Genomic DNA, 24,798 nt, shown 5'->3' on the forward strand with positions numbered 1-24,798 from the left:
CCTACTGCGTGTGACACGCTGGCGGGATGACGAAGGACGACGTCTTCCGGCCCGCATCGATCATCGAAGCCCTCCGGGCGACGCCCGAGACGCGCGTCGCCGACCTCGACACGAACGGCACCCCGGGATTCGACGGCGACAAGGCGCTCGGCGAACGTCTGCTCGCCGAACGCGGCGCCGTCCTCTCCGACCTGCAGGAGATGCTCTTCGCCGAGGGGCGGACCGGCGGCACCCGTTCGGTGCTGTTGATCCTGCAGGGTATGGACACCGCCGGTAAGGGCGGCATGGTGCGTCACGTCGTCGGTCACGTCGATCCGCAGGGCGTCGACCACACGGCCTTCGGGGTGCCGACGGAGGAGGAGAAGCGTCACCACTTCCTGTGGCGGATCAACAAGGCGCTCCCCCGCAACGGCCAGCTCGGCGTCTTCGACCGGTCGCACTACGAGGATGTGCTGGTCGCGCGGGTGAGATCACTGGTGCCGGAGAGTGTCTGGCGGGGGCGCTACGACGAGATCAACCGGTTCGAGAGCGAAGTCGTCCGCGAGGGCACGACCATCGTGAAGGTCGCGATGTTCGTCTCGTTGGACGAGCAGAAGAAGCGTCTCGCCGAGCGCCTCGAGCGTCGCGACAAGCATTGGAAGTACGACCCGAGCGATGTCTCGGAGCGCACCCTGTGGCCGCAGTACCAGCAGGCCTATCAGGACATGTTGGATCGGACGAGCACCGACGACGCTCCCTGGTACGTCGTGCCGTGCGACCGCAAGTGGTACAGCCGCCTCGCGGTGACGGAACTGCTCATCGACGCGTTCGAACGTCTCGACCTGGATTGGCCGGAGCCGACTTTCGACATCGAAACGGAGAAGCGCCGACTCGCAGAGTCGTGATGTGACCGACTCGCAGAGTCGTGATGTGACCGACTCGCAGAGTCGTGATGTGACCGACTCGCAGAGTCGTGATGTGACCGACTCGCAGAGTCGTGATGTCGTGTGAGTGACGCGAGTCGGCTTTCACCGACTCTCGTCAGGTATCACCCTCAGAACAGATGCGGGGTGTCGTAGTGCCGTCTGTGGTCTCGGCGCACGGTTCCGGCCATCATGCCGAATGCCGCGCCGAGTGCGACGACAGCGCCGAGCGCCGCGACGAGCGCCCAGCCCGAGAAACCGTACCCTGCGGCGACGATCGTCAGCGCGATCAGCAGGATCGAGGCGAGTGCGAGCGCATAGGCGCTCCAGGCTACGAACAGATTGAGTTTCACGACCGGCCTCCTTGGACGAGGTGTGTCCCTCTCGATGCCGACGGTACCTGCACATGACGCGCATCACAACCGGCCGGTGGAGTCCTTCAGCACCTCGTAGCGGAGGACGGCGAACTCGCCGCTCTGCCCGAGATCGGTGAGGCGCATCTCCACGTGCCGCGGGAGCAGCGGCCGACCGGAACCGATGGTCACCGGCGCGAACGAGACGATCAGTTCGTCGAGCAGCCCGCGTTCGGCGAACTGTCCGGCGAGATCACCGCCGCCCACCATCCACAGGTCGCGGCCGTTCGCGGCTTCAGCCATCTCGTCGTAGACCTGCCGGACGTCCTTCTGCGTGAAGCGGATGTCGCCGGGTTCGTCACCGGTCCGGGCGACGGGCAGGTCGTTGCGATGCGTGAACACCCAGCAAGGCAGGTCGTACTCCCACTCGTCCTCCCCTGCATGGTCGAGCACCCAGCGGTAGGTGGACGATCCCATCGCGATGGCGCCGATACCGGCGATGAACTTCTCGTAGTCGAACGGCCCGCCGTCGCCGGACTCCCGGGTGAGCAGCCAGTCGAGCGAGTGGTCCCTCGGTGGCGAGGAAGCCGTCCAGTGTGCTTGCGGTGTAGTAGATCATCCGGGTCATGAGCTACTCCTGTTCCAGTCGAGTGGATCTCCGTGATCGACGTCGAGGCCGGCCGCCCGCATCATGTGCCGTACGAGTTGACGGCGGTGCGCGGCGAAGGTGAGGACGTGGGCGACCACTCCCCCGAGGACGAAGCTCTCGGGCGGGTCGCACAGGGCGTCGATGAGTATGTCGCCCCAGGCGCCACGGCGATGGATGTCGCGGATCGTCTCCACCCAGCGCGGAGCGACGTCCTCGAAACGGGCTGTCAGAGCCTCGATCCCGCCACCCACATCCTCGGGGTGGTCGGCGCCGGCCATCGAGGCCAGCCACATCTCCTTGGCGCGCACCAGATTGCCGAGCACCCTGGAGACGGATTCCTCGGGGCCGTCCCATTCGAGGACCACCAGGCCGGGGAACCGGATCCGGTCGCGCTCGTCGTCGTCGAGTTCGGTGGCGCGCGCGAGGAGATGGCGAGTGTCCGCGAGATCGTGCTGCACCATCTGCGCGAGGACCTCGGCCGCCGGGTAGGCGGGCGCGGTGGGTCGCCGCCCGTCCTCCTCGACCCAGAGATTGGTCGGCGGATGGAAGTGGACGCCGTTGGGGGCGGGCAACCAGTGATTCACGGGCGCGGACACCCCGGGGTCGACGGGCGCGGGCGCCCCGGGGCCGCTACCGCCGATGCCGAGCACCCGGGCGGCGGCACTGGGCGGATATCCGTAGGCACGGGCGAAGGCGCGCGCGAACCCTTCGACGCTGTCGTAGCCGGCGGCGAACGCCGCATCGGTGACCGAACTGCCGTGACGCAGTTGCCAGGCGGCGCGCTCGAGCATCACGCGGCGCCGCAACGCGACCGGTGACTCGCCGGTGCCCACCGCGAAGGTGCGGCTGAAGTGCCACTGCGACGCGTAGGCGTGCTGCGCCATCCGTTCGAGGGTCGCGTTGTTCTCGTCGAGAACGGCGTCGAGCAGTTCCCGGAGTCGGTCACGGCCGAAGGTCATGCGTTCAGTGTCGCGCGCAGACCCCGGCCGCCGCCCGACCGTTCTTGCTCTCTACCGGCTTCCCCGGTCAGCCCGGCATGGTCTCGCCGCCGAGCGGAGCGAGCACCTCACCGCTGTAGTACGACGACATCGTCTCCGACGCGAAGAAGACGTAGGACGGGGCGATCTCGTCGGGCTGCGCGGCGCGCCCGAAGGGCGCCTGCTGCCCGAACTCGGAGACCTTCTCTGCATCCATGGTCGCGGGGATCAGCGGTGTCCACACCGGTCCCGGTGCTACGCAGTTCACCCGGATCTGCCTGTCCCGCAGCGCCTGCGCGAGTGAGTAGGTCAGGGCGATCACTGCACCCTTGGTCGCCGAGTAATCGATGAGCGTCTTGTTGCCGCGCAGACCGTTGACCGACGCGGTGTTGATGATCGAGCCGCCCGGCGTCAGGTGCGGCAGGGCCGCCTTCGTCACATGGAAGAAGCTGTCGATGTTCACGGCGAAGGTGTGCCGCCACTGCTCCTCGCTCAGCTCGGCGAGGTCGTCGACGGGCTGCTGGGTACCGACGTTGTTGACGAGGATGTCGAGGCCACCGAGTTGCTCGACCGTCTCGGCCACCACCGCCCGGCAGTGCTGCGCGTCGCCGAGGTCGCCCGCGATCACGTGGCATGTGCGGCCCTCGCGTCGCACCAGGTCGGCGGTGTGTTCGGCGTCGCGGTGTTCCTCGAGATACGCGATCGCGACGTCGGCACCCTCCTTCGCGAAGGCGACGGCGACCGCCCGTCCGATGCCGGAGTCGCCGCCCGTGACCAGGGCCTTGCGGCCGGACAGCAGCCCGCGGCCGACGTAACTGCGCATCTCGTCGGCGGGGCGCTCGGCCATCTCGTCGGTCTCACCGGGATAGTCGATGGTGTGGGGTTCTCGTTCGCGGTCCTCGCTCATGGCCGCCGGATACCCACAGGCTGCACCGATATTCACGCCTGTTCACCCGGTTCGCACGGACCGGGAGGTCGTTTCTGTGCGGCTGAGAGAGGGTAACCCCGGCGTATGGCTCATGAGACCCGGATGTGCGACGTGCACGACGCCCCGCTGCCCACGCCTCGCGGCCCCGTCTCCGCCGAGATCGTCGAGCGACTCGGCGGCCCGGTGGACGATGCCGTGTGGGACGTCGCGACCGACGGCGCGGATGCCTACGGCGAGGACGTCCAACTCGCCCTGGCCGTTCTCTACGAGCTCCACTACCGCGGATTCGCGGGCGTCGACCCGGCCTGGGAATGGGCGCCGGGTCCTCTCGGGGTCCGGGCGCGTCTCGAGCGTATCTTCCTCGATCGTTTGCGTGCCGACGTCCCTGCCTCGGACGATCCGCAGGGTGTCCTCGAGGACCTGTGCCGTGAGCCGGACGATTCGTGGGGCGTCTCCCACGAGCTCGCTGCGAACGGCACGTGGGAGATGATGCGCGAGTTCTTCGTCCATCGCTCGATCTACCACCTCAAGGAAGCCGACCCCCACGCCCTCGCGATCCCGCGCCTGTCCGGCCGTGCGAAGGCCGCGCTGGTCGCCGTCGAGTTCGACGAGTACGGCGGAGGGCGGGTCGAGCGTATGCACTCGCGGCTGTTCGCCGACCTGCTGCTCGCCGCCGGCCTGAAGGACGACTATCTGGGCTATCTCGACGTCGTTCCCGCCGTCACCCTTGCGACGGTGAACTTCATGTCGTTGTGTGGTCTGCACCGCGCACATACGCCGATGCTGGTCGGGATGTTCGCCGCGGCCGAGATCACCACCGCCCCGAGCGCCCGGCGCATGGTCGAGGCCCTCGAACGTCTGGGTGCCGACGACGCGTGCGTCCTCTTCTACTCCGAGCACATCGAGGCCGACGCCGTCCACGAGCTCGTCCTGCGGCACGACGTGGTGGGTTACATGCTCGAACAGGACCCTACTTGCGCGCAGGACATCTCGTTCGGCGCGCAGGCCATCGAGTTCCTCGAGGGCCGGCTCGGCAGTCATCTGCTGGGCAGCTGGGCCGCCGGTCGCAGCTCGCTCCTCACGTCGGCCGAGGCACCGGCCTGACCAAGCGGGTACGAGACAACGAACGGAGCCCCTGGACAGTGTGTCCCGGGGCTCCGTTCGTCGGTGCCGGAGTTCCGGCTCAGTCGATGAGACCGGGTTCATGTGTGGGGGTACCACCGGATCCGCGCAGGCGACGTCGACGGAGGTTGAGAGCGGACATCACCACGCCGACGACGATGAGCACGAGCGCAGCGATGGCCCCGACGAGCACCCATCCCTCGAATCCGTCGCCCGCCGCGTAGAGGACGAGAGCGACGACGGCGATCCCTGCGAGGATGCAGGCGTATCCGACCCAACCCGAAGCTCGGGACGCAGTGGTGGAAGCGTGAGCTCGATTCGATGGTTTCGTCATGGTCGTGGATACCGCATCCGATCCTCCCCGAAACCACGGGGAGGCAAGAGGGGAGCGGATGATTCTGCGCGGGAGAGTGTTACGGCGGGATCCGCCGGCCGATGGGCCCACGTTCGACGAGCGCGGCGAGTCGTTCCCGCGCGCTGCGCGGAGAGAGGACGGGGCTGTCGGTGCCCGTCGCACTGCGCATGCCGCGTACCGTCTCGGACCACACCTCGGGTCCGTCGTACTTCGGCGACCATCCGAGCTCCTCGCGGGCCCTGCTGCAGTCGAGCATCGGGCAGGTGTAGGCGAGGTCGATCCAACCGCCCTGCACCGGTTGCAGCCGTAGGCGCCAGGTCGCTTCGGCGAGCGCCGACAGACCCCATCGCGGCACCGGAATCGTCGGGCAGTCGAACGGAGCGGCGAAGTCCCGCGCCCCGACCGGTGTCGGTGCACCCAGGTTGAACGGGCCGGGCACCCGCCGTTCGAGCGCTGCGACCAGCGCGTCCGCGACATCGTCGGAATGTACGGCGGGGATCGTGAGCCGGTGGTCGATCGGGATCAGCGGCAGGTGGTTCGTGATGCCGGCGGGCACGAACTCGGGCAGCACGTAGCGTTCGAGACCCGAGCCGGAGACGAGCTGCCCGATGAATCCCGGACGGAAACGGGTGAGGACGGGCGCCTTCGTGCCGGACTCGAAGTCGTCGAGGAATTTCTCCGCCGCGACCTTGTCGACGCTGTACACGCAGGTGGGTACACCTTCGCGCGTCCACGATTCGTCGACCTCCCGACCGTAGGCGCCGTCGGAGTACACGGCGGCGGAGGACATGTGGACCACGTGCTCGACACCGGCGTCGGCGGCGGCCGTCACGACGGCGCGGGTGCCGTCCACTGCCACCCGCCGGAGATAGTCACGACGGTGCGAGGGCTGGAATCCCCACGCCAGGTGCACGACGGCGTCGGCCTCCGCGAAGATAGGCGTCAGGACCTCGGCGGCGTCGGGAGCCGCGAGATCCACGGCGCACCACCGTGCCGCCGCATACGGATCGCGCGCCGGGGGAATCCGGCGCGCGATCGCGACGATATCGAGTTGTGCGGGATGAGCGGCCAGCCGGCGCAGAAACGCCGTGCCGACATTTCCGCTCGCTCCGGTGACGACGATGCGTCGTGGCAGACCGGTTCGGGATGTGGAAGCCATCGGCATCGCCGGTATCGTCCGAGCGTCCCGGTCAGCGGGCCGATTCCGCTGCGTCCTTCTCCGTCTGCGCATCGGCGTTCGGGAGAGTACCGGCAGCGTTCTCGAGGTGGGCGCGGACGAACCACTGGAACTTCTCCAGCTGGCCGGTCTGGCCGATCAGGACGTCCTCGGTGATCGGGTCGAGCTTGCCGACCTCGTCGATCGCCTTGCGGTTGTCGGTGATGATGCCGTCGTAGACGAGGTCCAGCGCGGCGAGGTGCGCCTGCGCGGTGTCGCGGCCGACCGAGTAGTCGTCCCATGTGCGGTTCTTCTCGATGGCGCCGGGCGTGCCCTTGGGGGACGCACCGAGCGCGGCGATCCGCTCGGCGACCTCGTCCGCGTATCCACGCACGAGCTCGACCTGGGGGTCGATCATCTCGTGGACGCCGATGAAGTTCGGACCGACGACGTTCCAGTGGATGTGCTTCAGCGTGAGGTGCAGATCGTTGTAGGCACTCAGGCGCTCCTGGAGAATCTGCGCGGTGCGCGAGCCGTCGGCATCGCTCAGACCGGGAACCGTGTAGCTCGAGTTCGACATATTCTTCCTCCAGAATGCTCGCGGGTGTGTCGGAGGGCGGATACCCGAGATCCGGTGACATCCAAACATCCGGGCGCACCGAGCGACCCGTGACCTGCGTCGAAGAATTTCGTCCGAATTCGGCGAGTCACAAACGTTTGGAAACGGACCAACCCGGTTATTCGTTCGCCGGGCACCGAAGCCTCCAGGTTTCGGTCATGACATACGAGGTGGCGACAATGATCATTCTGGGTCTGATTCTGTTGGTGGTGGGGTTCTTCACCGGCATCTCGATTCTCACCACACTCGGAGTGATACTCCTGGTGATCGGCGTGATCCTTGCGATCCTGGGCGCGACGGGCCGGGCGATCGGCGGACGCGCACACTGGTACTGACCCCGATCGATCGTCCGTGCCGGAAGGAGACGTCCGGCACGAGACAGGACTGCGGATCCCGGGTGCTCACAGCACCCGGGATTCGTCGTTTCGGGACCTCCACGCACGGCCCCGCCCGGACAGGCGGATCGAGGAGCGGATCTCGGAACGACATCCGGGCCGGCCCCTGTGCAGGGACCGGCCCGGATCGGCGGAGTCGCTCGGTGACTACGTGTCAGTGCTCGCCGCGGCCTTCGGTGTCTCGGTGCTCGCCGCCTTCGGTGCACGGAGTGTGCGATGGCTGGTGTCGCAGAGGGGGTACAGGGCGCTGCGGTGACACCGGCACACGGCCACCACGAAACGGTCCGAGACCGTCTCGGCGCCGTCGTCCTCGACGATGCGCACCGGCCCCTCGACGAGGGTCGGCCCGCCCCTCACCTGACGCACGACTCGTGCTTCGCACTCTCCGTCGGCGGTGAGCTGCGTGATCTTCGGTGTCCTGCTCACGTCCTCAACTCCTCGTGCGAGGACGGTCGGCGCGAACGACGACCACCTCCTCGGTCAGTGCCCCCGGCTCGGCCATCTGTGACGAGTACAGATAATCCGTGCGGCTGCGAAGGACCGGGCCGAAGGGGATACGACTGCGGGCGACGACGGACGCCTTGAGGTCCGCGTCGCGCAGCCGGGACAGTGTCGCTTCCACACCGGTGAACTCGGAGTGCACGATCAGCGCGAATCCGCCGGGTGTGAGCAGCGTGGGAAGGCTGTCGCACAGGGGATCGAGAACACAGCGGCCGTCGGCGCCGGCATCCCAGCGCGGGTCGCGGTTCTCCCCGTCGCACGGAACGTAGGGCGGATTCGACAACACGACATCGAACGGACCGTGGCGCAGGGCCTCGTCCAGACCTCCCTGCCGGGCACGGATCGGCAACCGGCGCGACCACGCGTTGACGCGGGCGCTGAACACGGCGCGCGGGTTGATGTCGAAGGCCGTCACCGACGAAGCACCGAGCATGGCGGCGTTCACCGCCAGAAATCCCGTCCCGGTGCAGAAGTCGAGAACCTTCGCACCCTTCGTCCCGCCTGCGTCGGCAAGCGCGCCGGCGAGCAGGTACGAATCCTCCTGGGGGCGGTACACCCCCGGAAGGCGCCATACCCGCGTCGAATCCGATCCGTCCAGTGCCAGGGAAGCTGTCACGTCACACCACCTCGGTATCTCGAGTTCGACGGCATCTCCACCACCCCGGGCCGAAGGCCCGGATCCGTCCGTTCGCGGGCGGATACCCGCGCGATTCACGTGTGAAACACGCCACCGATACGCGAGGGAGACCGGGTTGTCACGAGAACAGCACCCGGCGCGCGGCATTTCGCACGCGCCGGGTCACCGGAGCAGTGCGTTTCCGATCCGAGAGAGCGGCGTGAGCGGCGTTCCAGCCACCCATACCGTGGACTCCCCCGCCCGGATGGGCACCCGAACTGGCGAGATACACCCCTTCGACCGGGGTTCGCGGTCCGCCGAAACCGGGCGTGGGCCGCAGGAACAACTGCTGGTGGACCTGCGCGGTTCCACCGTTGACGGCGCCGCCGACGAGATTCGCGTTCGCCGCTTCGAGGTCGCCGGGACGCTGGACGTGCCGACCGACCACGCGCGCGCCGAAACCCGGTGCGTAGGCCTCGAGTTGCGCGTCGACGCGTTCGGCGAGGAGGTCGGCGGCCGCGTCGTCGGTGATCCCGCGCGGCAGATGCGTGTAGGCCCAGCAGCTTTCGGTGCCCTCCGGTGACCTCGTGGCGTCGGCCGTGGTCATCTGACCGAACAGCAGGAAGGGGGACTCGGGGACGACGCCGGTGGACAGATCGGCCGACCACCGGATCATCGCGTCCGTATCGGCACCGACGTGCACCGTTCCGGCGCCGCTCAACGACGGCGAACGCCACGGCACACGACCGTCGAGCGCGTAGTTCACCTTCACGACCGGGGTGTCCCATTCGAACTTGCGGATGTCGTCGAGTACCCGCGACCCGACCGCGTCGGCCGGGAGGAGTCGTGTGTACAGGGCCGGGGCCGAGGTGTCGGCGAGGACGGCGCGTCGCACCTTCACCCGTTCACCGCCGGCGGTCCGAACGGCGGAGACCTTCCCGCCCTGTACCTCCACGCCGACGACCGGCGAGTCGCACCGCAGCTGGGCTCCCGCCGAGGCGCCGCGGCGGACCAGCGCGTCTGTGAGCGCTCCTGCCCCGCCGACCGGCGCGGGGAATCCGACGTCCTGCGCGAGCATGGTGAGTATGTAGCCCATGACCCCGCTGCCGGGGGCCTCGGGCGGTGTGTCGGCGTGCATGGCATTGCCCAGGAGCAGCAGCCGCGCCGCCGAACCGCCGAACAGTTCGGCGGACATCCGGGTGACGGGCAGCGCCAGCATGCGCGCGTAACGCAGCAGATCACCCGTCTTCATGGTGCGCAGCAGGTCCATGGTGCCCCGGACGGGCGGGAACGGGCCGAGGAGCAGTTCGAGCAACGGGCCACGCACCTGTTTCCACTGGTCGAACAACGCCAGCCACGCTTCCCCGTCACCGACGCAGCGACGCTCGAGGTCGGCCGCCGTGTCGGTGGGATCCGGAGAGACGACGATCGCGTCCTCGTCGTCGGGGCCGAGCGGATGACCGAAGGCCTTCGGCGAACGCGCCCAGCGGAGGCCGTGCGACGCGAGGTCGAGAGCCTGGAAGGCCGGTGAGGCCACGCCGAGCGGATAGAACGCGCTGAACAGATCGGCGCAGTATCCCGGGTGGAGTTCCGCGCTGCGCACGGCTCCACCGGGTTCGGGTTGTTCCTCCAGCACGAGGACGTCCCATCCGGCGTCGGCGAGCACCGCGGCGGCAGTCAGACCGTTGGGTCCCGCGCCGATGACGACCGCATCGACCGTCGTGTCGCTCATTCGGTGGCGCCTTCGGCGAGCAGCACCAGCCGTCTCAGGCATTCCTGGTTCCGTGGCAACACCATTTCCTCCTGTACACGGTCAGGGACGAGGGCGTACGGCCCTTCGACGACGTGTTCGGCCATCGTGATGCGGGTGCCGCCGTCGTGGGTGGGTTCGAGCGAGATCGCGATCTCGGCCTTGCCGAACAGCCAGGCACGTGCGCGCAGCACCAGTTGCCGTTCGGGCACCACCGCGCGGACCTCGGTGTGGTCGTCGAGCAGGAGTGGCCACAGACCCACCGAATGGTGGATCCGGGTGTCCGTTCGCGGCCAGGCGGGGTCGACCGCGCGGATGCGGGACGCACCCACCACCCATGCCGCGTACCGCCAGCCGTCCGCGAGGATCTCCCACACTCGCGCCGGCGCCACCGAAGTCTCGATCGTCGCGATCCTGGCCATGCCCGCTCCTCATCTGCTGGACGACAGCTCGCTTGCGGCAGACGCATACCCCGCTACCGCAGGTGTCACACGACGCCGGGTGTCATCGCTGTTCGGAGGGGGTATCCGGGCGGGCATGGAAGCCGAGCACACCCCCTCCTCCAACCCGTACGCCTTCGTCTTCGCGCCGTCCCCGCTCCTCACTGTGACACTCGAGAAGGCACCCGACGGAAGCACCGAGCTGCACGTCCATCCCGGCGGGCAGGGATTCTGGATCGGCCGCATGGCGGCGACCCTGGGAATGGACGTGCATCTGTGCGGACCGTTCGGCGGCGAGTCCGGCACGATCCTCGTCGACATGATGAACCGCGAAGGCGTGACGGTGCACGCCGTGGAGACCGCGTCGCCCAACGGTTCCTATATCCACGACCGTCGCGAGGGCGAACGGAAGGAGATCGTGGAGATCGACCCGCCGGCGCTCACACGGCACGAGACCGACGATCTGTTCAGCGCGTCGCTGGCGTCGGCGATGTGCGCGAAGGTCGCGATGCTGGGCGGACCGCACTGCGACGACGCCGTGCCGACGGAGGTGTACACGCGGCTGTGCTCGGATCTGGGAGCCCTCGGTATCCCGGTCGTCGCCGACCTGTCCGGCCCCACCCTCGGTGCGGCCCTCGAAGGCGGGGTGACCGTGCTGAAGGTGAGCCACGAGGATCTCATCGAGGACGGTCGCGCGAAGTCCGAGGATCTCGACGATCTCATCGAGGCGATGCACCGTCTCCACGACGAAGGCGCCGCTTCGGTGGTGATCTCCCGCGCCGGCGATCCGGCGATCGCGCTGGACAACGGAACCGTCTGGGAGGTGGAGGCGCCCTCGGTGCAGACGGTGGACCACCACGGTGCCGGTGATTCGATGACCGCCGGCATCGCGTCGGCCTACGCCGCGGGCGCGAAGTTCGAGGACGCGCTGCGTCTCGGCGCCGCAGCAGGTGCGGTCAACGTCACGCGCCGCGGTCTGGCGACGGGGCACCGTGGCGCGGTGGAGAAGATGGCCGAGAAGGTGGAGGTCCGGAAGGTGAAGGGGAAGCGTTCATGAAAGCACTGACCGTCAACGACGACGGCATCGACAGCCCCGGTCTCGCTCTGCTCGCCCGCCTCGCCGTCGAGGCGGGATTCGACGTGCAGGTCGCGGCGCCCCATGTCGAGCGCAGTGGCGCCAGTGCATCCCTGACCGCTCTCCAGGACGAAGGAAAACTCCTGTTGAGCCGTCGCCCGCTCGACGACCTGCCCGAGGTGGAATCCTATGCGGTGGAGGCGTCTCCGGCGCTGATCACCTTCCTCGCCTCGTACGGTGCGTTCGGGACGGCACCGGATATCGTGCTGTCCGGAATCAACCTGGGCCCCAACACCGGTCACGCGATCCTGCATTCGGGCACGGTGGGTGCGGCCCTGACCGCGGCCACCCACGGTGCCCGCGCGGTCGCGTTGTCCCTCAACGGGACAGCTCCGTCACAGTGGGAGACCGCCGAGCTGGTGGCCCGTCGCGCTCTCGAGTGGGCCGTCGAACACAGCCGTCCGGGTGCGGTTCTCAACGTCAACATCCCCGACATACCCGTCCACAAGTTACGCGGACTGCGCAGTGCTCCGCTTGCAGAATTCGGCGCTGTCCAGGCGGAGATCGGGGAAGTCGAGGACGATGGCGACATCTCCCGTGCCCTACCGGTCACCTTCCGGGCCGTCGAACTCGATGAATCCCACGACAGCGACGCCGTTCTCGTGTGCCGGGGGTGGGCGACCGCGACCGTGCTGACGATGCCTTTCCAGGTGGCGGAGGCCGATCTCGGAACCTTGGAATTCGCCCACTCGGGTAGTTCGCGGAAGTAGGTGCAGTAGAAGGTTCGGGACCGCTCGGTCACGAGCACCGTGACCGAGCGGTCCGAACCCAATTGCTTCGGGCCGCTGCAGTTCTCAGGGCACGGCAGTTATCAGGCGACTGCGGAATCGGAGACGTAGCGGGAGATCGGCGTGACGACGGACCGTTGCGCACGACCGGTCGTGTCCGTCACGGACTGCACGAACCGGCCGGCCTCGGCGAGCGCACGCCGGCTCTCGGGAACGCTGTCGGCGAAGATCGGGAAGGCGTGCACCTGGTGTCGCCACAGGTGCAGGTCGCAGCTGACCCCTGCCTCCCGCACGGCCCGCGCCATGGATTCTGCGTCGCTGCGCAGCAATTCGTCGTGACCGGCGTGGATCATCACCGGGGGCAACACACTGAGGTCGTTGTCGAGCGGGCACATCAGCGGTCCGGGCTCCCCGTCGACGGTGAGACGGGTATGGGTGCCCTCGATGTAGCGTACGAGCGACTGCACGGCCGATCCGGGGAACATGGGGCAGGCCGCCTGCATGTCGTGTTCGGCGCGACGATCGGAATCGAGGTCGACGAGGGGCGACAGCGCGACGATTCCGGCCGGGCGGGGCAGATCGGATTCCGCGATGGCCAAGGCCGTCATGAACGACAGGTATCCACCGGCGGAGTCGCCTGCGATGACGATGTCCTCCCCCCGATAACCTTTCTCGCACAACCACTCGTAACCGCGTACCGCGTCGTCCACCGCGTGTGCGATGGGAGCGTTCGGCAGCATGCGGTAGTCGACGCTGAGCACCGCGCCGTCGGCGCGATCCGACAGGCTCACGGCGAGCGAACGATGAGTGTTCAATCCGCACATCAGGAAAGCGCCCCCGTGCAGGTACAGCACCGCGCGCTTGGTCGATCGTCCTTCCGCGCGGATCCACTCCGCACTGCACGCGCCCAGGTCGACGTCCACGTACTGGGCTCCGGAAGGCTTGGGGAGGAGGGACGCAGCGCCGTCGACGACCGACAGTGGCCACGCGAGGTCGGGCCGGGCCATCCATGCCCCGACGACCGGCTTCGCGAGTGCGCGTACCGCGCCCCGAACGACTCGGGAGCGCACGCTTCCACCTCGGTGGGTGCGGCTGACGCCCTCACCTCCACCGAAATCGTCCATCTCAGAAGACAGCATGGAACCTCCCGTGGGACACCCACGAAACCGGTTGATTTATTTCGCCTTACGCGACGTGGTACTGCGGTTTACCCACACCTGTCCGGCATCGAAACACCCGGTTCGGATCACGAACCGGAAACAACGGTGCGAGAGGCTCCCGCAGCGCCCCGTTTACCGGCCCGACCGGGGAGGTAACCAGCGCATATGCCTACCGAGACCACGGTGTCCCTCTGGCGGGATCGCGCCCCGCAAACCGCGACGTACGACGACTGGACGGCCCGCCGGGAGCGCTACGACGTCGTGGTCGTCGGTGCCGGGATCACGGGCACCGTGACGGCGCTGCTCCTCGCCGAGCGGGGACTGCGCGTCGCGGTGCTCGAAGCCCGGGACATCGGGGCCGTGACCACCGGGAACACCACCGGCAAGGTCAGCGTCCTGCAGGGCACACGCCTGTCGCAGATCGGCCGCAGACATTCCGGTGCGATCCGTCAGGGATATGTCGACGGCACCCTCGCGGCGCAACGATGGGTGGTGGACTTCTGCACGCGGCACGGACTCGACTTCGACCGTGCGGACGCCTATACCTACGCGCAGGACCCGTCGAATGCGAGCATGATCGACGCGGAATACCACCACTGCCGCGCCGCCGGTCTGCCGGCCGAGCGGGTCGGTGAGATCCCGCTTCCCTTCGGTGTGGCCGCGGCGGTCACGATCCCCGACCAGGTGCAGGTCGATCCCATGCCCATCCTGTTCACAGCGGTCGACCGTGCGCGTACGTGCGGCGCCGAAGTGTTCGTCGGGCGTCGCGTGAAGACCGTGGACACCGAGGACGCAGGATGCATCGTCCGCACCGACGACGGCGACATCCGTGCAGATCGCGTGGTACTTGCGACCGGCATCCCCATCCTGGACCGCGGCGCATTCTTCGCCAGGATGGAACCCGACCGCTCGTACTCCATCGCGGTCGAAGTGCCCGGTGGCCCGCCGGAAGGGATGTTCCTGTCCGCGGACAGTCCCACCCGGTCGCTCCGCACTGCCTCCGCGGCGGGAACGTCCTCGTCGGCGGATCGACTGCTGCTCGTCGGCGGCAACGGGCACGTCGTCGGCCGGCACGATTCGACCCGCTCCGCATACGACGACCTGCTGCGATGGAGCCAACGGACCTTCCCCGGCGCCCATGAGCTGTACCGGTGGTCGGCCCAGGACTACACGAACATGGACAGCCTCCCCGAGGTCGGGCCCGTTCTGCCTGGTGCCGACCGGATCTGGGTGGCGACCGGCTTCGGTAAGTGGGGTATGACCGGCGGGGTCGCGGCGGCCCACATCATCGCGTCCCGGTTCTCGGAATCGCCGGACCCCGAGGTCGAGGCCTGGGCGCCCGCCATGGCGGCCTGGCGCACCGAACTGGTGACCGGCACTCCCACCGCAGCCAAGCTCAACGCCACCGTCGCGTTGCACATGGCCAAGGGCTGGTTGCAGGCCGCGACGTCCTCCGGGCCGGAGCCGGACGAAGGACAGGGACGGGTGGTGCGCAGTTGCGGGCGTCCCGTCGGGGTGTCCACGGTCGACGGTCGGACGCAGCGCGTGAGCGCGGTCTGCCCGCACCTCGGTGGAATTCTGCGGTGGAACGACGCGGAATCGTCGTGGGACTGCCCGCTGCACGGCTCCCGATTCGCCGCCGACGGCGCTCTGCTGGAGGGACCCGCGACCCGCAACCTCTCCCCCAGGTGATGCCGAGGGTGAAAGGAAGGGTGAGAGCCCGCGTTTCACATCCACCGCAGCCGGGTAGTTCTGACAGCAGCCGAGAAAGGACCACACGAACATGAATTCCGCCGATGGGGCACGACTGTCCGGACTGACCGTCGCAATTCTCGCGACGAACGGAGTCGAGGAGGTCGAGCTCGTCGAGCCGCGTAAGGCTCTCGAGGACGAGGGTGCCACCGTCCGACTCGTCTCGATCGAGCAGGGCGAGATCCAGGCCATGGAGAAGGACGTCAACGCCGCAGGGAAGTACACCGTCGATCACCTCGTCTCGGAGGTCTCCGCCGGCGACTTCGACGGCCTGGTACTTCCCGGTGGAACCACGAATCCCGACCAGCTGCGCCAGGACGACAAGGCCGTGTCGTTCGTGCGGGAGTTCGTCACCTCCGGGCGTCCCGTCGGTGTGATCTGTCACGGGCCGTGGACGCTCGTCGAGGCCGACGTGGTGCGCGACCGCACCCTGACGTCGTATCCGAGCGTCCGCACCGACATCCGAAACGCCGGCGGAAACGTCGTCGATCAGGAGGTGGTCGTCGATCGCAACCTCGTCTCGAGCCGCAACCCCGGCGACCTGCCGGCCTTCTGCAAGGCGCTCATAGATCTCTTCGCCGCGAACCCCGCGAGCTGAATCGTGCGGGCCGCGCACGACGCAGGCCCATCCTCGTTACTTCACCGACCGCGACCACAGAGGTCCCGGTCCATCTCCACCTGTTTTCCGAAAGGACCTCGACGATGCTCGACCAGAGCCCCGTTTCCGGCGCCACCGTCTTCCCGTCCGCAGCCCTCCACCAGGGCGTGCGATTCAGTACCGCGGAGATCAAGAAGCGTATCGACGAAATGTTCGACAACCCGGCCGCTCCCCTGCCGAGCGAAAGCTGATCTTCCGGAGAACTGCTGGTCGAAGGCCCGCAGCGGTGCACGCGGTTTGCGGCCCCCTACCCGCCTTGATAACAAGAAGTAGTCGATTTCGAACATTTGGGATTGGTTCGCCGTAAGGCAGTTGCACGAAGGCGGGATTATGAACGAACCGAACTCCGACGATTTCGTCGTGGTCGCCAACCGTTTGCCGGTGGATCTCGAGACGCCGACCGACGGTGGCCCGCCGGTCTGGCGACGCAGCCCCGGTGGCCTGGTGACCGCAATGGAAACCGTGCTCCGGTCCAACAGTGGCGCCTGGGTCGGCTGGCCCGGCACTCCCGACGTGACGGTCGATCCCTTCGAGGAGGACGGGCTCTCGCTGTATCCGGTGGAGCTGTCCTCCCAGGAGGTCGAGGAGTACTACGAGGGTTTCTCGAACGACACCCTGTGGCCGCTCTACCACGACGCGCTCATCCCACCCACTTTCGATCGCCGGTGGTGGCGGACCTATCGCGCGGTCAATCAGCGATTCGCCGAGGCCGCGGCCCGTGCCGCCGCCCCCGGGGCGACGGTGTGGGTGCACGACTACCAGCTCCAGCTCGTTCCCCGGATGCTGCGCGAACTCCGGCCCGACGTCACGATCGGCTTCTTCCTCCACATCCCCTTCCCGCCCACCGAACTGTTCCTGCAGTTGCCGTGGCGGAAGGCGATCGTCGACGGTCTGCTCGGCGCCGATCTCGTCGGTTTCCATCTCCCCGGCGGGGCACAGAACTTCCTCTATCTCGCCAACCGGCTCTTCGGACTGCCGGCACCGCGCGGGACCTCGTCGGGCGGCACCATCGATCTCGGCGACCGGCAGGTTCGCGTCGGCGCCTACCCTATCTCCATCGACTCCGCGCAGCTCCGGGAACGTTCCCGCGACAAGGCCGTTCGGGAGCGCGCCGCCGAGATCCGCAGGGACCTGGGCGATCCGGAGGTCATGCTGCTCGGCGTCGACCGTCTCGACTACACCAAGGGGATCGACGTACGCCTGGAGGCTCTGCACGAGCTGTTCGCCGAAGGCACCCTCGATCCCGAGAAGGTCGTGATGGTGCAGTTGGCCACGCCGAGCCGCGAGCGTTTGACGGCGTACGCACAACTCCGCGACCAGGTGGAGCGCGAAGTGGGGCGGATCAACGGTGAGTTCGCCCGGCTCGGTTCCCCCGTCGTCCACTACCTCCATGCCTCGGTCGACCGCGACGAGCTGCTCGCGATGTACACCGGTGCCGATGTCATGCTGGTCACTCCCTTGCGCGACGGCATGAATCTCGTCGCCAAGGAGTACATCGCCTGCCACCCCGACGGCAGCGGTTCGTTGGTGCTCAGCGAATTCGCTGGGGCGGCAGCGGAACTCCGTCGCGCGCTCCTCGTCAATCCGCACGATCTCGAAGGCGTCAAGCGCGCGATAGTGGAGGCGATCGAGGAGGATCCGGCCGAACGGAAGAGGCGTATGAAGACCATGCACGCGCACGTCATGGAGCACGACGTCGCCCGTTGGTCGCGCACCTTCCTCGAGGATCTACGGGACACCTCGGGTGCGCACGTCGCTGCCGCCGAAAACTAGGGCACAGGTCCCTCTCCGGCTCGTACCGGAGAGGGACCCGCGGCCCCGAACCTCGAAGAACCGCAGACCCGAAGAAGTGCAGACCTACTGGCTCGGCTGCGGTACCTCGCACTCGACCTGGGGATTGACGCCCGCGTAGTTGAGCGGCCCGGCCACCACCGTGACCGCCACCGTCGCGAGACTGCTGCAGTTCTGGTCCGAGTCGCTGAAGTAGCCGCGCTGACCTGCTGCCACCGCACCGATGATCAACCAGATCAGGACCACGAGACTCAACAATCGCACGACCTCACCTCGATCCGCCTCATACGCCGGACCGTCCGGCCGGGTAGCAATACCCGACGCGGAAATCGAACAAACGCACCGAGGAACATGATCCGGCCATACCGGACGCAACACCCCTGTCCGTACATCCGGGTGCGAACCATCGCGTGGGAGTACCGGCATAATTTCTCTTGTGACCGACTCGCCCACCGATGAAGCGTTGAGCCGGATCCTCGCCGACGACGTCTCCCGGCACGTCGGAAGTTTCCGGTACCTGTCGACCGACGACTCGTGGGAATGGTCGGCTTCCGTCGCCCGGATACACGGCTACGAACCCGGCACCGTCGTACCCACGACCGAACTCGTCCTCCGGCACAAACACCCCGACGACAGGGAGGACATCACGACGCTCCTCACCTCCGTCCGTACCACGGGTGAACCGTTCAGCAGCCGGCACCGGATCGTCGACACCCGAGGCACGATCAGACATGTCGTCGTGATCGGCGATCGCATCGTGGACGAGGACGGCTCGGTTCTCGGCACGTCGGGGTTCTATCTCGACCTGACCGACGCTCTCGAAGAGGACCTGCGGGCAGCGGTCGACGCGGCGATGTCGTCCCTGGCGGACGCCCGTGCCGTCATCGAACAGGCCAAGGGCGCTCTCATGCTGGCGTACACGATCCCGGCCGAGCGCGCGTTCGAGATCCTGGTGTGGCGTTCCCAGGAGACGAACGTCAAGCTGCGGTCACTCGCCGAACGGCTCGTACACGAGATCTCGACCACCCCCGGGCTCCTCGAAGAGTTCCGCGGCCGTTTCGATCACCTGTTCCTCACCGTGCACGAGCGAGTCCGCTCGGGCGACCCGCTCCCTTCCGATTGAGCGACCCGCTCCCCTCCCCGATTGAGCGACCCGCTCGGGGGTACCCGAAGGTGGAGTCGCGTCCGGCGCCGCACCGGTCGCTGCGCCCGCGCGCCCTTCGAAGTGAGGAGAGCCATGACCCAGGATGTGGAGAAACGTTGGAACGACCCCCGCACGGCCCGTAAGGCCACGATGTACGCCGGGGGCGTGATCGTTGCTGCACTCGTGGTGATGGGCGTCGCCATCCTCTGGGGCACGAACTCCGGACAGGATTGCAGCGACGCCGCATTCGCGGTGTGCACCGATCCCGCCCGCCAGATCCTCGTCTTCGGCCCCACACTCGTGCTCCTGCTCGGCGGTCTCGGTGCACTGTGGACAGCGTACCGCACATGGAAGCGCGGCGGTCGCTGGCCGATCTGGCAGGGCGCGGGATGGGCACTGCTGGTGCTGATGGTCGCCTACGCCACCATCTCCGCACGCGCCATCATCTGACCGGGCGCCCGGTCGTCCCGGCCCGGGACGGCCGAAGTCGCCGACCCCACACGAACGAACAGGCGGAACAACAGCACATTTCGGTTCGTACCGACGCGCCGTGACCGGTTTATCCCCCATCACACACGGGAATACCGCTGTGGTGAAGATCGCGATGGTTGCCGGACAAGTGAATCCCCTGCTCGGTCACGGTACGCACGCAGGTGCGGCGCCGCAAGGACTGCATGTCCATCTGGCCGAACTGTCCTCCGCCCTCGCCGGGGCCGACCACGAGGTGGTGGTCTACACACGTCGCGAGGATCGCGACGGCCCCGACCGGATCTCCGCCCCTGGTGGATACGAAGTGGTGCAGGTGCCGGCAGGTCCGCCGTCCCCGCTGCGCCCCGACGAAACTGCCTCTGCGATGGGCGAATTCGGGAGCTTCCTGGATCGGGAGTGGCGTCAGCGGCCACCGGACATCACCCACGCCCACTACTGGCTGTCCGGACTGGCCACCCAGCTCGCCACCCGCTCGCTGGGCATCCCCACGGTCCAGACCTTCCACTCCCTCGGCACGGTCGAGCACCGCATCCGGGAGAAGACGGCGATGGACGCGTCCGCGCGCGACCGAATCCGCTTGGAGCGACTCATCGCCCGGGGCGCGACGCGCATGATCGCGACGAGTTCCGACGAGGTGTTCGAGCTGGCGCGCATGGGACTCCCCCGCACGCGGACCACGGTGGTGCCGAGCGGAGTGGACGCCGCGCACTACAGCACCGCCGCCGCTCCCGACACCACGAGGACCCGCAAGCATCGCCTGCTCGCAGCCGGTCCTCTCGAACCGGGCTCCGGATTCGACATCGCCATCGAAGCGCTGGCGGGCATTCCCGATACCGAGTTGGTCATCGCCGCGCATCCTGCTCCCCCGTACCTGTCGCGTCGATCCGACGAGCAGGAGAAGTCCCGCCTCGTGAAGCTCGCCCGCGTACGTGGCGTGCAGGGACGCGTCCGGATCCGACGAGACGTCGGGCGGGACGAGATGCCCGGTCTGCTCCTGTCCGCCGACGCCGTCGTCTCCACCCCCTGGCACGATCCGTCGGGCATGCTCGCCCTGCAAGCGATGTCGTGTGGTCGCCCGGTCATCGCGACCGCCTCCGGCGGAATGCTCGACACCGTGCTCGACGACGCCACCGGCCTTCTCGTGCCCACCCGCTCCCCCGAGGCCGTCGCGGCAGCTGCGCGCCGGCTCCTCTCCGACGCGACGACACGCGCCACCTTCGGTATCGCCGGACGCGACCGCGTGCTCGCCCGGTACACCTGGGATCGCGTGGCGGAGGACACCCTTCGCGCCTACGAACGCTGCGTGCCGGTCCGGCGTACTGCACACCGGACCGCACGGACCGGTGTGCAGTAGCGCCCGTCGAACCTTTACAGGCGCCGGAACGATCAGCGACGGAAGTCCTGATCGTTCCGGTGTGCGCCCGCTCGGCCGGCCTCGTCACCCGGCACGTTGTTCGGGATCCGATCCGACGAACCTGCCTCCCGCGGAACCGGATCCGCGCGGCGGTCACCGCGCTGCTCGGCACGTTCCGCCGAACGGGGATCCAGCTCTTCCGCCCGACGACGACGCTCGTCCAACTCGGCCCGCGCCGCTTCGGCGGTATGGCGTTCCTCCTCGGAGCGGGCGCGCAGCCGCTCCGCCTCGGCCGCCTTGGCTTCGGCTTCCGCCGCGGCGCGCCGGGCCTCCGCTTCGGTGCGTTCGGCCGACGCCGCTCGCTGTTCGACTCCCGGCCTGTTCTCCTCGACGCTGCGACGCAGACGTTCGGCTTCGGCACGCCGGCGCTCGGCACGCCGGTTGCGGAGCGTCCACACCAGCACCGCCACTACCACCAACGCGACGACCACCGCTATCACCAGCAGAATCCAGTCGTTCGTGCTCATCTCGACCTCCTCGGGTTCACCAGCGGGTTCCCCCGGGTCGAAGTGACGAAACGGGCACCTCGGGCCGAGCGGCGGATCGGAGATGCCCCCGAACAGAACCGTTGCCGCCCGGGAGACCCGAACGGCAACGGTATGGAGGGGCGTGGCGGATTGCGGGCCACGCCGTATGGTCGGCTCTCCCGGTCTGCTACTTCACGGGAGCGACCGCAGCGAGTGCTGCTTCACGTGTCCTGCAGGCCTTGGCGGCGATGGCCGCATCGGCGACCCGGAGCAGTCGTTCCACCGGCCGGCCGCTCAGAAGAGCCCATCGGACGTTCAGGGCACGCGCGCGCTCGTCGAGATCGTCGAAGACCGACAAACCCGCCGCGCCGAAGAACTCGACTGCGCCGAGATCGACGACCATACGGATCGATTCCCCGAGCTGCCGGTGGGTGAATGCGTGGAGAGCGTGTGCGTTGCGGATGTCGATCTCGCCTCGTACGTCGATCCAGACGAGATCCGGCTCGATCCTCTGAGCACTGAATTCCGCACCGACGACCCGCTCTGCGGGAATATCGGACCTGATCGGTTGAGCCGACCACGCGGACGGGCCGGAATCTACCTGTGCGGCAATTCGCTGAGGAACTGTCATAGCACTTCCCAACATCGAAAATTTCAGGAAGCACGACCTACGAGACAGGCACAACCGGTAACCGATCGGAACCCTCCCGAAACGGGGGTGCTTCCGTGTTCTCGGCTGTATGCTCAACCTTCTGCCCCAACAGTAGTCCACGAACCCCGGGCACTCAACATGTCGAGCGTGCATTTCGGGCATGGTGCGGACAGCCGCCCAGGTCAAGGCGGATGGATTGGATTCGCGGTATCTGGGTAATCTCTCGGACGACCAGACATACACGACCCGCTCGTACCCCACTCCCCGTACTGGAGACATCAGGCTCATGGCAAAATCCGCGTCGATCGAATCGGCACGCGACCACAATCCCCCGGTAGTCGAACTCCGAGTAGAGGCTCATCCCGACCAGCTCGCAGTGCTCCGAGCAGTAGCCGCCGCGATCGCGCTGCAGCACGACTTCGACCTCGATACCGTTGCGGATGTGAAGCTCGCCGTCGACGAAGCGGCCACGCGGCTGATCATGGGCGCACCCGAGGACGCGATCCTCGCGTGCTCGTTCCGGGCGGCTCTCCCGCTGCTGCACATCAGTCTGTCGGCGCCCACGAACGACGCCTCCGCGATCGGGCAGCCGCGCTCCTTCGGTTGGCACGTGCTCAACTCGCTGACCGAGTCCATCTCGGTGACGAGCGACGACTCGCGCGCCACGATCGACATGTCCATCGCCGAAGGCAGCGCCGATCGGTGACGCGCAACACGGGTAGGTCGAGCGACGAGTACGCCGACGTCACCGAAACGTTGAGAACACTCCTCGCACTCGAGGAGGGCGACCCCGGTCGCATCCGCATCCGCGACGCAGTGGTCGAGCGGTGCCTGCCGCTCGCCGAGCACATCGCCCGGCGCTTCGACGGCCGTGGTGAGGCCTTCGAGGATCTGCTGCAGGTCGCGCGCCTGGGCCTGGTCAACGCGGTCGACCGTTTCGACCCCGAACGCGGTTCGGATTTCGTCTCCTTCGCGGTCCCCACGATCATGGGCGAGGTGCGCAGGCACTTCCGTGACGCCGGCTGGGCCGTTCGTGTGCCGAGGCGCATGAAGGAACTGCACCTGTCCCTGAGCAAGGCCACCTCCGAGCTCTCCCAGCAGCTCGGACGTGCACCCACCGCCTCCGAGCTCGCCGAGGTACTCGGCATCGATCAGGAGGAGGTGCTGCAGGGTCTCGTGGCCGGCAACGCCTACCAGACGGTGTCGGTCGACCGGTCGTCCCCGTCCGGCGACGACCGGCTCACTCTCGCCGACACGCTCGGCGACTACGACGCCGCGCTCGACGAGGTCGAGAACCACGAGGCGCTGCGTCCGTTGCTCGAGGCCCTTCCGGCCCGCGAACGCACGGTCGTGCTGCTGCGCTTCTTCGGCAACATGACGCAGACGCAGATCGCCGAGCGCGTGGGTGTCTCGCAGATGCACGTGTCGCGTCTGCTCACGAAGACCCTCGCGCAGCTCCGCGAGCAGCTCGGCGACAACTTCTGACGGGTCGACGTCCCGGGCTCCCGTGCCCGGGACGTCGACGCGGTCAGAACGTCGAGGCGTCGATCACGAAGCGATAGCGCACATCACTGGCGACCACACGGTCGTATGCCTCGTTGATACGGTCCGCGGAGATCAGCTCGATCTCCGCACCGATGCCGTGCTCTGCGCAGAAGTCCAGCATCGCCTGCGTGTCGGGGATTCCGCCGACATTCGATCCCGCCATCGCACGATCGTTCATCGCGAGCGAGAACGCCCGCACCGACAGCGGCTTCTCGGGCAGGCCGAGGCCGACGAGGGTGCCGTGCAGCCGCAGCAACGACATGTAGCGGTCGAGGTCGAGGTTGACCGAGACGGTGTTGAGGATCAGATCGAACTTCCCGCGCAACTCCTTGAAGGTCGACTCGTCCTCGGTGGACCGGTAGTCGACCGCACCGAAACGCAGGCCGTCGTCCCGCTTCGACAGCGAGTGACCGAGCACGGTCACCTCCGCACCCATCGCTGCCGCGATCTTCACTCCGACATGCCCGAGACCGCCCATGCCGATGATCGCGACCTTGCTCCCCGGCCCGGCATTCCACCGCTTCAGCGGCGAGTACAGGGTGATTCCCGCGCACAGCAGAGGCGCCGCGGCGGCCGGGTCGAGTCCGTCGGGAATCCTCAGGACGAAGTGTTCGGTGACGACGATGTGTGTCGAGTAGCCGCCCTGGGTGACGGAGCCGTCGCGGTCGACGGAGTTGTAGGTTCCCGTCACCCGATTGGTGCAGTGCTGTTCGAATCCTGTTCGGCAGGGCTCACATCCACCACAGGAGCTCACGAAGCAACCCACGCCGACGCGGTCTCCGACGGCATGCTTCGTGACCCCGGAACCGACGGCGGCGACAGTGCCGACGATCTCGTGGCCCGGCACGATCGGGTACTTGGTTCCGCCCCACTCGTTCCGGGCGGTGTGGATGTCGGAATGGCAGATGCCGGCGAACTCGATGGCGATGAGCACGTCGAGCGGGCCGAGGGCACGTCGTTCGACGGTGGTCTTCGACAGGGGCGCGTCGGGCGCGGTGGCGGCGTATGCGGCGACGGTGGTCGTACCGGTTGTGGACGTCATTCCTCCACAACTACTCCGCCTCGCGACGACGTGCACCCGCGGGGGACTACCGCAGGTG

29 protein-coding genes and 1 pseudogene are annotated in these 24,798 nt (G+C 67.7%); 14 read left to right on the forward strand and 16 right to left on the reverse strand.

Going from position 1 to position 24,798, the window contains the following annotated elements:
• The first annotated feature begins 26 nt into the window (after window positions 1-26).
• Window positions 27-884 (forward strand): polyphosphate kinase 2 family protein, encoded by an 858-nt coding sequence (locus CKW34_RS18435; RefSeq protein ID WP_059383380.1) that lies wholly within the window; start codon window positions 27-29, stop codon window positions 882-884.
• A 149-nt stretch (window positions 885-1,033) separates the two neighbouring features.
• On the opposite strand, the gene CKW34_RS18440 is transcribed toward CKW34_RS18435, so the two are convergent.
• The 4 genes and pseudogenes from CKW34_RS18440 to CKW34_RS18455 all read right to left on the reverse strand — a co-directional run bounded on the left by CKW34_RS18440 (window position 1,034) and on the right by CKW34_RS18455 (window position 3,788).
• Window positions 1,034-1,255 carry a hypothetical protein gene (locus tag CKW34_RS18440; protein WP_059383381.1) on the reverse strand — a complete coding sequence of 74 codons (222 nt, stop codon included), beginning with the start codon at window positions 1,253-1,255 and terminating at the stop codon, window positions 1,034-1,036.
• Between the two features lie 63 nt (window positions 1,256-1,318).
• A pseudogene (locus tag CKW34_RS18445) lies at window positions 1,319-1,883 on the reverse strand (dihydrofolate reductase family protein).
• Window positions 1,880-2,863 carry a helix-turn-helix transcriptional regulator gene (locus CKW34_RS18450; protein WP_059383382.1) on the reverse strand — a complete coding sequence of 328 codons (984 nt, stop codon included), beginning with the start codon at window positions 2,861-2,863 and terminating at the stop codon, window positions 1,880-1,882. The pseudogene CKW34_RS18445 and the gene CKW34_RS18450 overlap by 4 nt, the downstream one beginning before the upstream one ends.
• A gap of 67 nt (window positions 2,864-2,930) precedes the next feature.
• Entirely contained in the window at window positions 2,931-3,788 is an 858-nt protein-coding gene (locus tag CKW34_RS18455; RefSeq protein ID WP_059383383.1) for an SDR family oxidoreductase, read from the reverse strand.
• Window positions 3,789-3,893: 105 nt separating this feature from the next.
• On the opposite strand from CKW34_RS18455, the gene CKW34_RS18460 reads away from it, so the two are divergent.
• Window positions 3,894-4,913 (forward strand): iron-containing redox enzyme family protein, encoded by a 1,020-nt coding sequence (locus tag CKW34_RS18460; protein ID WP_080968330.1) that lies wholly within the window; start codon window positions 3,894-3,896, stop codon window positions 4,911-4,913.
• Window positions 4,914-4,992: 79 nt separating this feature from the next.
• On the opposite strand, the gene CKW34_RS18465 is transcribed toward CKW34_RS18460, so the two are convergent.
• From CKW34_RS18465 to CKW34_RS18475, 3 genes are all read right to left on the reverse strand, one after another.
• A complete protein-coding gene (locus CKW34_RS18465; protein ID WP_016693687.1) occupies window positions 4,993-5,265 on the reverse strand; it encodes a hypothetical protein in 273 nt (90 codons plus the stop codon).
• 79 nt (window positions 5,266-5,344) lie between these two features.
• Window positions 5,345-6,451, reverse strand: coding sequence for an NAD-dependent epimerase/dehydratase family protein (locus tag CKW34_RS18470; protein WP_059383384.1), 1,107 nt, complete (start codon window positions 6,449-6,451; stop codon window positions 5,345-5,347).
• Window positions 6,452-6,476: 25 nt separating this feature from the next.
• Window positions 6,477-7,022: a Dps family protein gene (locus CKW34_RS18475; protein WP_059383385.1), complete on the reverse strand. Its 546-nt coding sequence runs from the start codon at window positions 7,020-7,022 to the stop codon at window positions 6,477-6,479.
• 218 nt (window positions 7,023-7,240) lie between these two features.
• Between CKW34_RS18475 and CKW34_RS24485 the strand changes: the two genes are divergently transcribed.
• Window positions 7,241-7,396 carry a DUF6131 family protein gene (locus CKW34_RS24485; protein ID WP_006552398.1) on the forward strand — a complete coding sequence of 52 codons (156 nt, stop codon included), beginning with the start codon at window positions 7,241-7,243 and terminating at the stop codon, window positions 7,394-7,396.
• A gap of 207 nt (window positions 7,397-7,603) precedes the next feature.
• Here CKW34_RS24485 and CKW34_RS18485 read toward each other — a convergent pair whose 3' ends face one another.
• From CKW34_RS18485 to CKW34_RS18500, 4 genes are all read right to left on the reverse strand, one after another.
• Window positions 7,604-7,882: a CDGSH iron-sulfur domain-containing protein gene (locus CKW34_RS18485; RefSeq protein WP_059383386.1), complete on the reverse strand. Its 279-nt coding sequence runs from the start codon at window positions 7,880-7,882 to the stop codon at window positions 7,604-7,606.
• A 4-nt stretch (window positions 7,883-7,886) separates the two neighbouring features.
• Complete coding sequence (locus tag CKW34_RS18490; protein WP_059383387.1) at window positions 7,887-8,513, reverse strand: HemK2/MTQ2 family protein methyltransferase; 627 nt, start codon at window positions 8,511-8,513, stop codon at window positions 7,887-7,889.
• Window positions 8,514-8,712: 199 nt separating this feature from the next.
• A complete protein-coding gene (locus CKW34_RS18495) occupies window positions 8,713-10,305 on the reverse strand; it encodes a phytoene desaturase family protein (RefSeq protein WP_059383388.1) in 1,593 nt (530 codons plus the stop codon).
• Window positions 10,302-10,745: an SRPBCC family protein gene (locus CKW34_RS18500; protein ID WP_059383389.1), complete on the reverse strand. Its 444-nt coding sequence runs from the start codon at window positions 10,743-10,745 to the stop codon at window positions 10,302-10,304. The genes CKW34_RS18495 and CKW34_RS18500 overlap by 4 nt, the downstream gene beginning before the upstream one ends.
• Window positions 10,746-10,860: 115 nt before the next feature.
• On the opposite strand from CKW34_RS18500, the gene CKW34_RS18505 reads away from it, so the two are divergent.
• Together CKW34_RS18505 and surE are read left to right on the forward strand one after the other, a co-directional pair.
• Entirely contained in the window at window positions 10,861-11,820 is a 960-nt protein-coding gene (locus CKW34_RS18505) for a 1-phosphofructokinase family hexose kinase (RefSeq protein ID WP_059383390.1), read from the forward strand.
• Window positions 11,817-12,608, forward strand: a complete 792-nt coding sequence (surE, locus tag CKW34_RS18510) for a 5'/3'-nucleotidase SurE (protein ID WP_059383391.1) — start codon at window positions 11,817-11,819, stop codon at window positions 12,606-12,608. The genes CKW34_RS18505 and surE overlap by 4 nt, the downstream gene beginning before the upstream one ends.
• Before the next feature lie 101 nt (window positions 12,609-12,709).
• On the opposite strand, the gene CKW34_RS18515 is transcribed toward surE, so the two are convergent.
• Window positions 12,710-13,765 (reverse strand): alpha/beta hydrolase, encoded by a 1,056-nt coding sequence (locus CKW34_RS18515; protein ID WP_059383392.1) that lies wholly within the window; start codon window positions 13,763-13,765, stop codon window positions 12,710-12,712.
• 186 nt (window positions 13,766-13,951) lie between these two features.
• On the opposite strand from CKW34_RS18515, the gene CKW34_RS18520 reads away from it, so the two are divergent.
• The 4 genes from CKW34_RS18520 to CKW34_RS18530 all read left to right on the forward strand — a co-directional run bounded on the left by CKW34_RS18520 (window position 13,952) and on the right by CKW34_RS18530 (window position 17,969).
• Window positions 13,952-15,478, forward strand: a complete 1,527-nt coding sequence (locus CKW34_RS18520) for an FAD-dependent oxidoreductase (RefSeq protein WP_059383393.1) — start codon at window positions 13,952-13,954, stop codon at window positions 15,476-15,478.
• Window positions 15,479-15,569: 91 nt separating this feature from the next.
• Entirely contained in the window at window positions 15,570-16,136 is a 567-nt protein-coding gene (locus CKW34_RS18525; RefSeq protein ID WP_059383394.1) for a type 1 glutamine amidotransferase domain-containing protein, read from the forward strand.
• A gap of 104 nt (window positions 16,137-16,240) precedes the next feature.
• Window positions 16,241-16,387, forward strand: coding sequence for a hypothetical protein (locus CKW34_RS24490; RefSeq protein WP_167388363.1), 147 nt, complete (start codon window positions 16,241-16,243; stop codon window positions 16,385-16,387).
• Window positions 16,388-16,526: 139 nt separating this feature from the next.
• Window positions 16,527-17,969 (forward strand): alpha,alpha-trehalose-phosphate synthase (UDP-forming), encoded by a 1,443-nt coding sequence (locus CKW34_RS18530; RefSeq protein WP_059383395.1) that lies wholly within the window; start codon window positions 16,527-16,529, stop codon window positions 17,967-17,969.
• 84 nt (window positions 17,970-18,053) lie between these two features.
• On the opposite strand, the gene CKW34_RS18535 is transcribed toward CKW34_RS18530, so the two are convergent.
• On the reverse strand, window positions 18,054-18,251 hold the full coding sequence (locus CKW34_RS18535) for a hypothetical protein (protein ID WP_059383396.1): 198 nt from the start codon (window positions 18,249-18,251) through the stop codon (window positions 18,054-18,056).
• Window positions 18,252-18,450: 199 nt separating this feature from the next.
• On the opposite strand from CKW34_RS18535, the gene CKW34_RS18540 reads away from it, so the two are divergent.
• The 3 genes from CKW34_RS18540 (at window position 18,451) to CKW34_RS18550 (ending at window position 20,974) form a co-directional block, all read left to right on the forward strand.
• Window positions 18,451-19,110 carry a PAS and ANTAR domain-containing protein gene (locus tag CKW34_RS18540; RefSeq protein ID WP_059383426.1) on the forward strand — a complete coding sequence of 220 codons (660 nt, stop codon included), beginning with the start codon at window positions 18,451-18,453 and terminating at the stop codon, window positions 19,108-19,110.
• Window positions 19,111-19,224: 114 nt separating this feature from the next.
• Window positions 19,225-19,581 (forward strand): hypothetical protein, encoded by a 357-nt coding sequence (locus tag CKW34_RS18545; RefSeq protein ID WP_033096139.1) that lies wholly within the window; start codon window positions 19,225-19,227, stop codon window positions 19,579-19,581.
• A gap of 154 nt (window positions 19,582-19,735) precedes the next feature.
• A complete protein-coding gene (locus CKW34_RS18550; protein ID WP_231921743.1) occupies window positions 19,736-20,974 on the forward strand; it encodes a glycosyltransferase in 1,239 nt (412 codons plus the stop codon).
• A 32-nt stretch (window positions 20,975-21,006) separates the two neighbouring features.
• Here the strand turns inward: CKW34_RS18550 and CKW34_RS18555 are convergent, their stop codons facing one another.
• Together CKW34_RS18555 and CKW34_RS18560 are read right to left on the reverse strand one after the other, a co-directional pair.
• Entirely contained in the window at window positions 21,007-21,501 is a 495-nt protein-coding gene (locus tag CKW34_RS18555) for a hypothetical protein (protein WP_059383398.1), read from the reverse strand.
• Between the two features lie 187 nt (window positions 21,502-21,688).
• Window positions 21,689-22,132 (reverse strand): STAS domain-containing protein, encoded by a 444-nt coding sequence (locus CKW34_RS18560; RefSeq protein WP_059383399.1) that lies wholly within the window; start codon window positions 22,130-22,132, stop codon window positions 21,689-21,691.
• Window positions 22,133-22,439: 307 nt separating this feature from the next.
• Between CKW34_RS18560 and CKW34_RS18565 the strand changes: the two genes are divergently transcribed.
• Together CKW34_RS18565 and CKW34_RS18570 are read left to right on the forward strand one after the other, a co-directional pair.
• Window positions 22,440-22,859 (forward strand): anti-sigma factor, encoded by a 420-nt coding sequence (locus CKW34_RS18565; RefSeq protein WP_059383400.1) that lies wholly within the window; start codon window positions 22,440-22,442, stop codon window positions 22,857-22,859.
• Window positions 22,856-23,638 (forward strand): SigB/SigF/SigG family RNA polymerase sigma factor, encoded by a 783-nt coding sequence (locus CKW34_RS18570; protein ID WP_059383401.1) that lies wholly within the window; start codon window positions 22,856-22,858, stop codon window positions 23,636-23,638. Before CKW34_RS18565 ends, CKW34_RS18570 begins: the two co-directional genes overlap by 4 nt.
• 43 nt (window positions 23,639-23,681) lie before the next feature.
• Here CKW34_RS18570 and CKW34_RS18575 read toward each other — a convergent pair whose 3' ends face one another.
• Window positions 23,682-24,740 (reverse strand): NAD(P)-dependent alcohol dehydrogenase, encoded by a 1,059-nt coding sequence (locus tag CKW34_RS18575; protein WP_059383402.1) that lies wholly within the window; start codon window positions 24,738-24,740, stop codon window positions 23,682-23,684.
• Between the last annotated feature and the right edge of the window lie 58 nt (window positions 24,741-24,798).

This window comes from Rhodococcus rhodochrous, from assembly GCF_900187265.1.
In the GTDB taxonomy this organism is placed as follows: domain Bacteria; phylum Actinomycetota; class Actinomycetes; order Mycobacteriales; family Mycobacteriaceae; genus Rhodococcus; species Rhodococcus rhodochrous.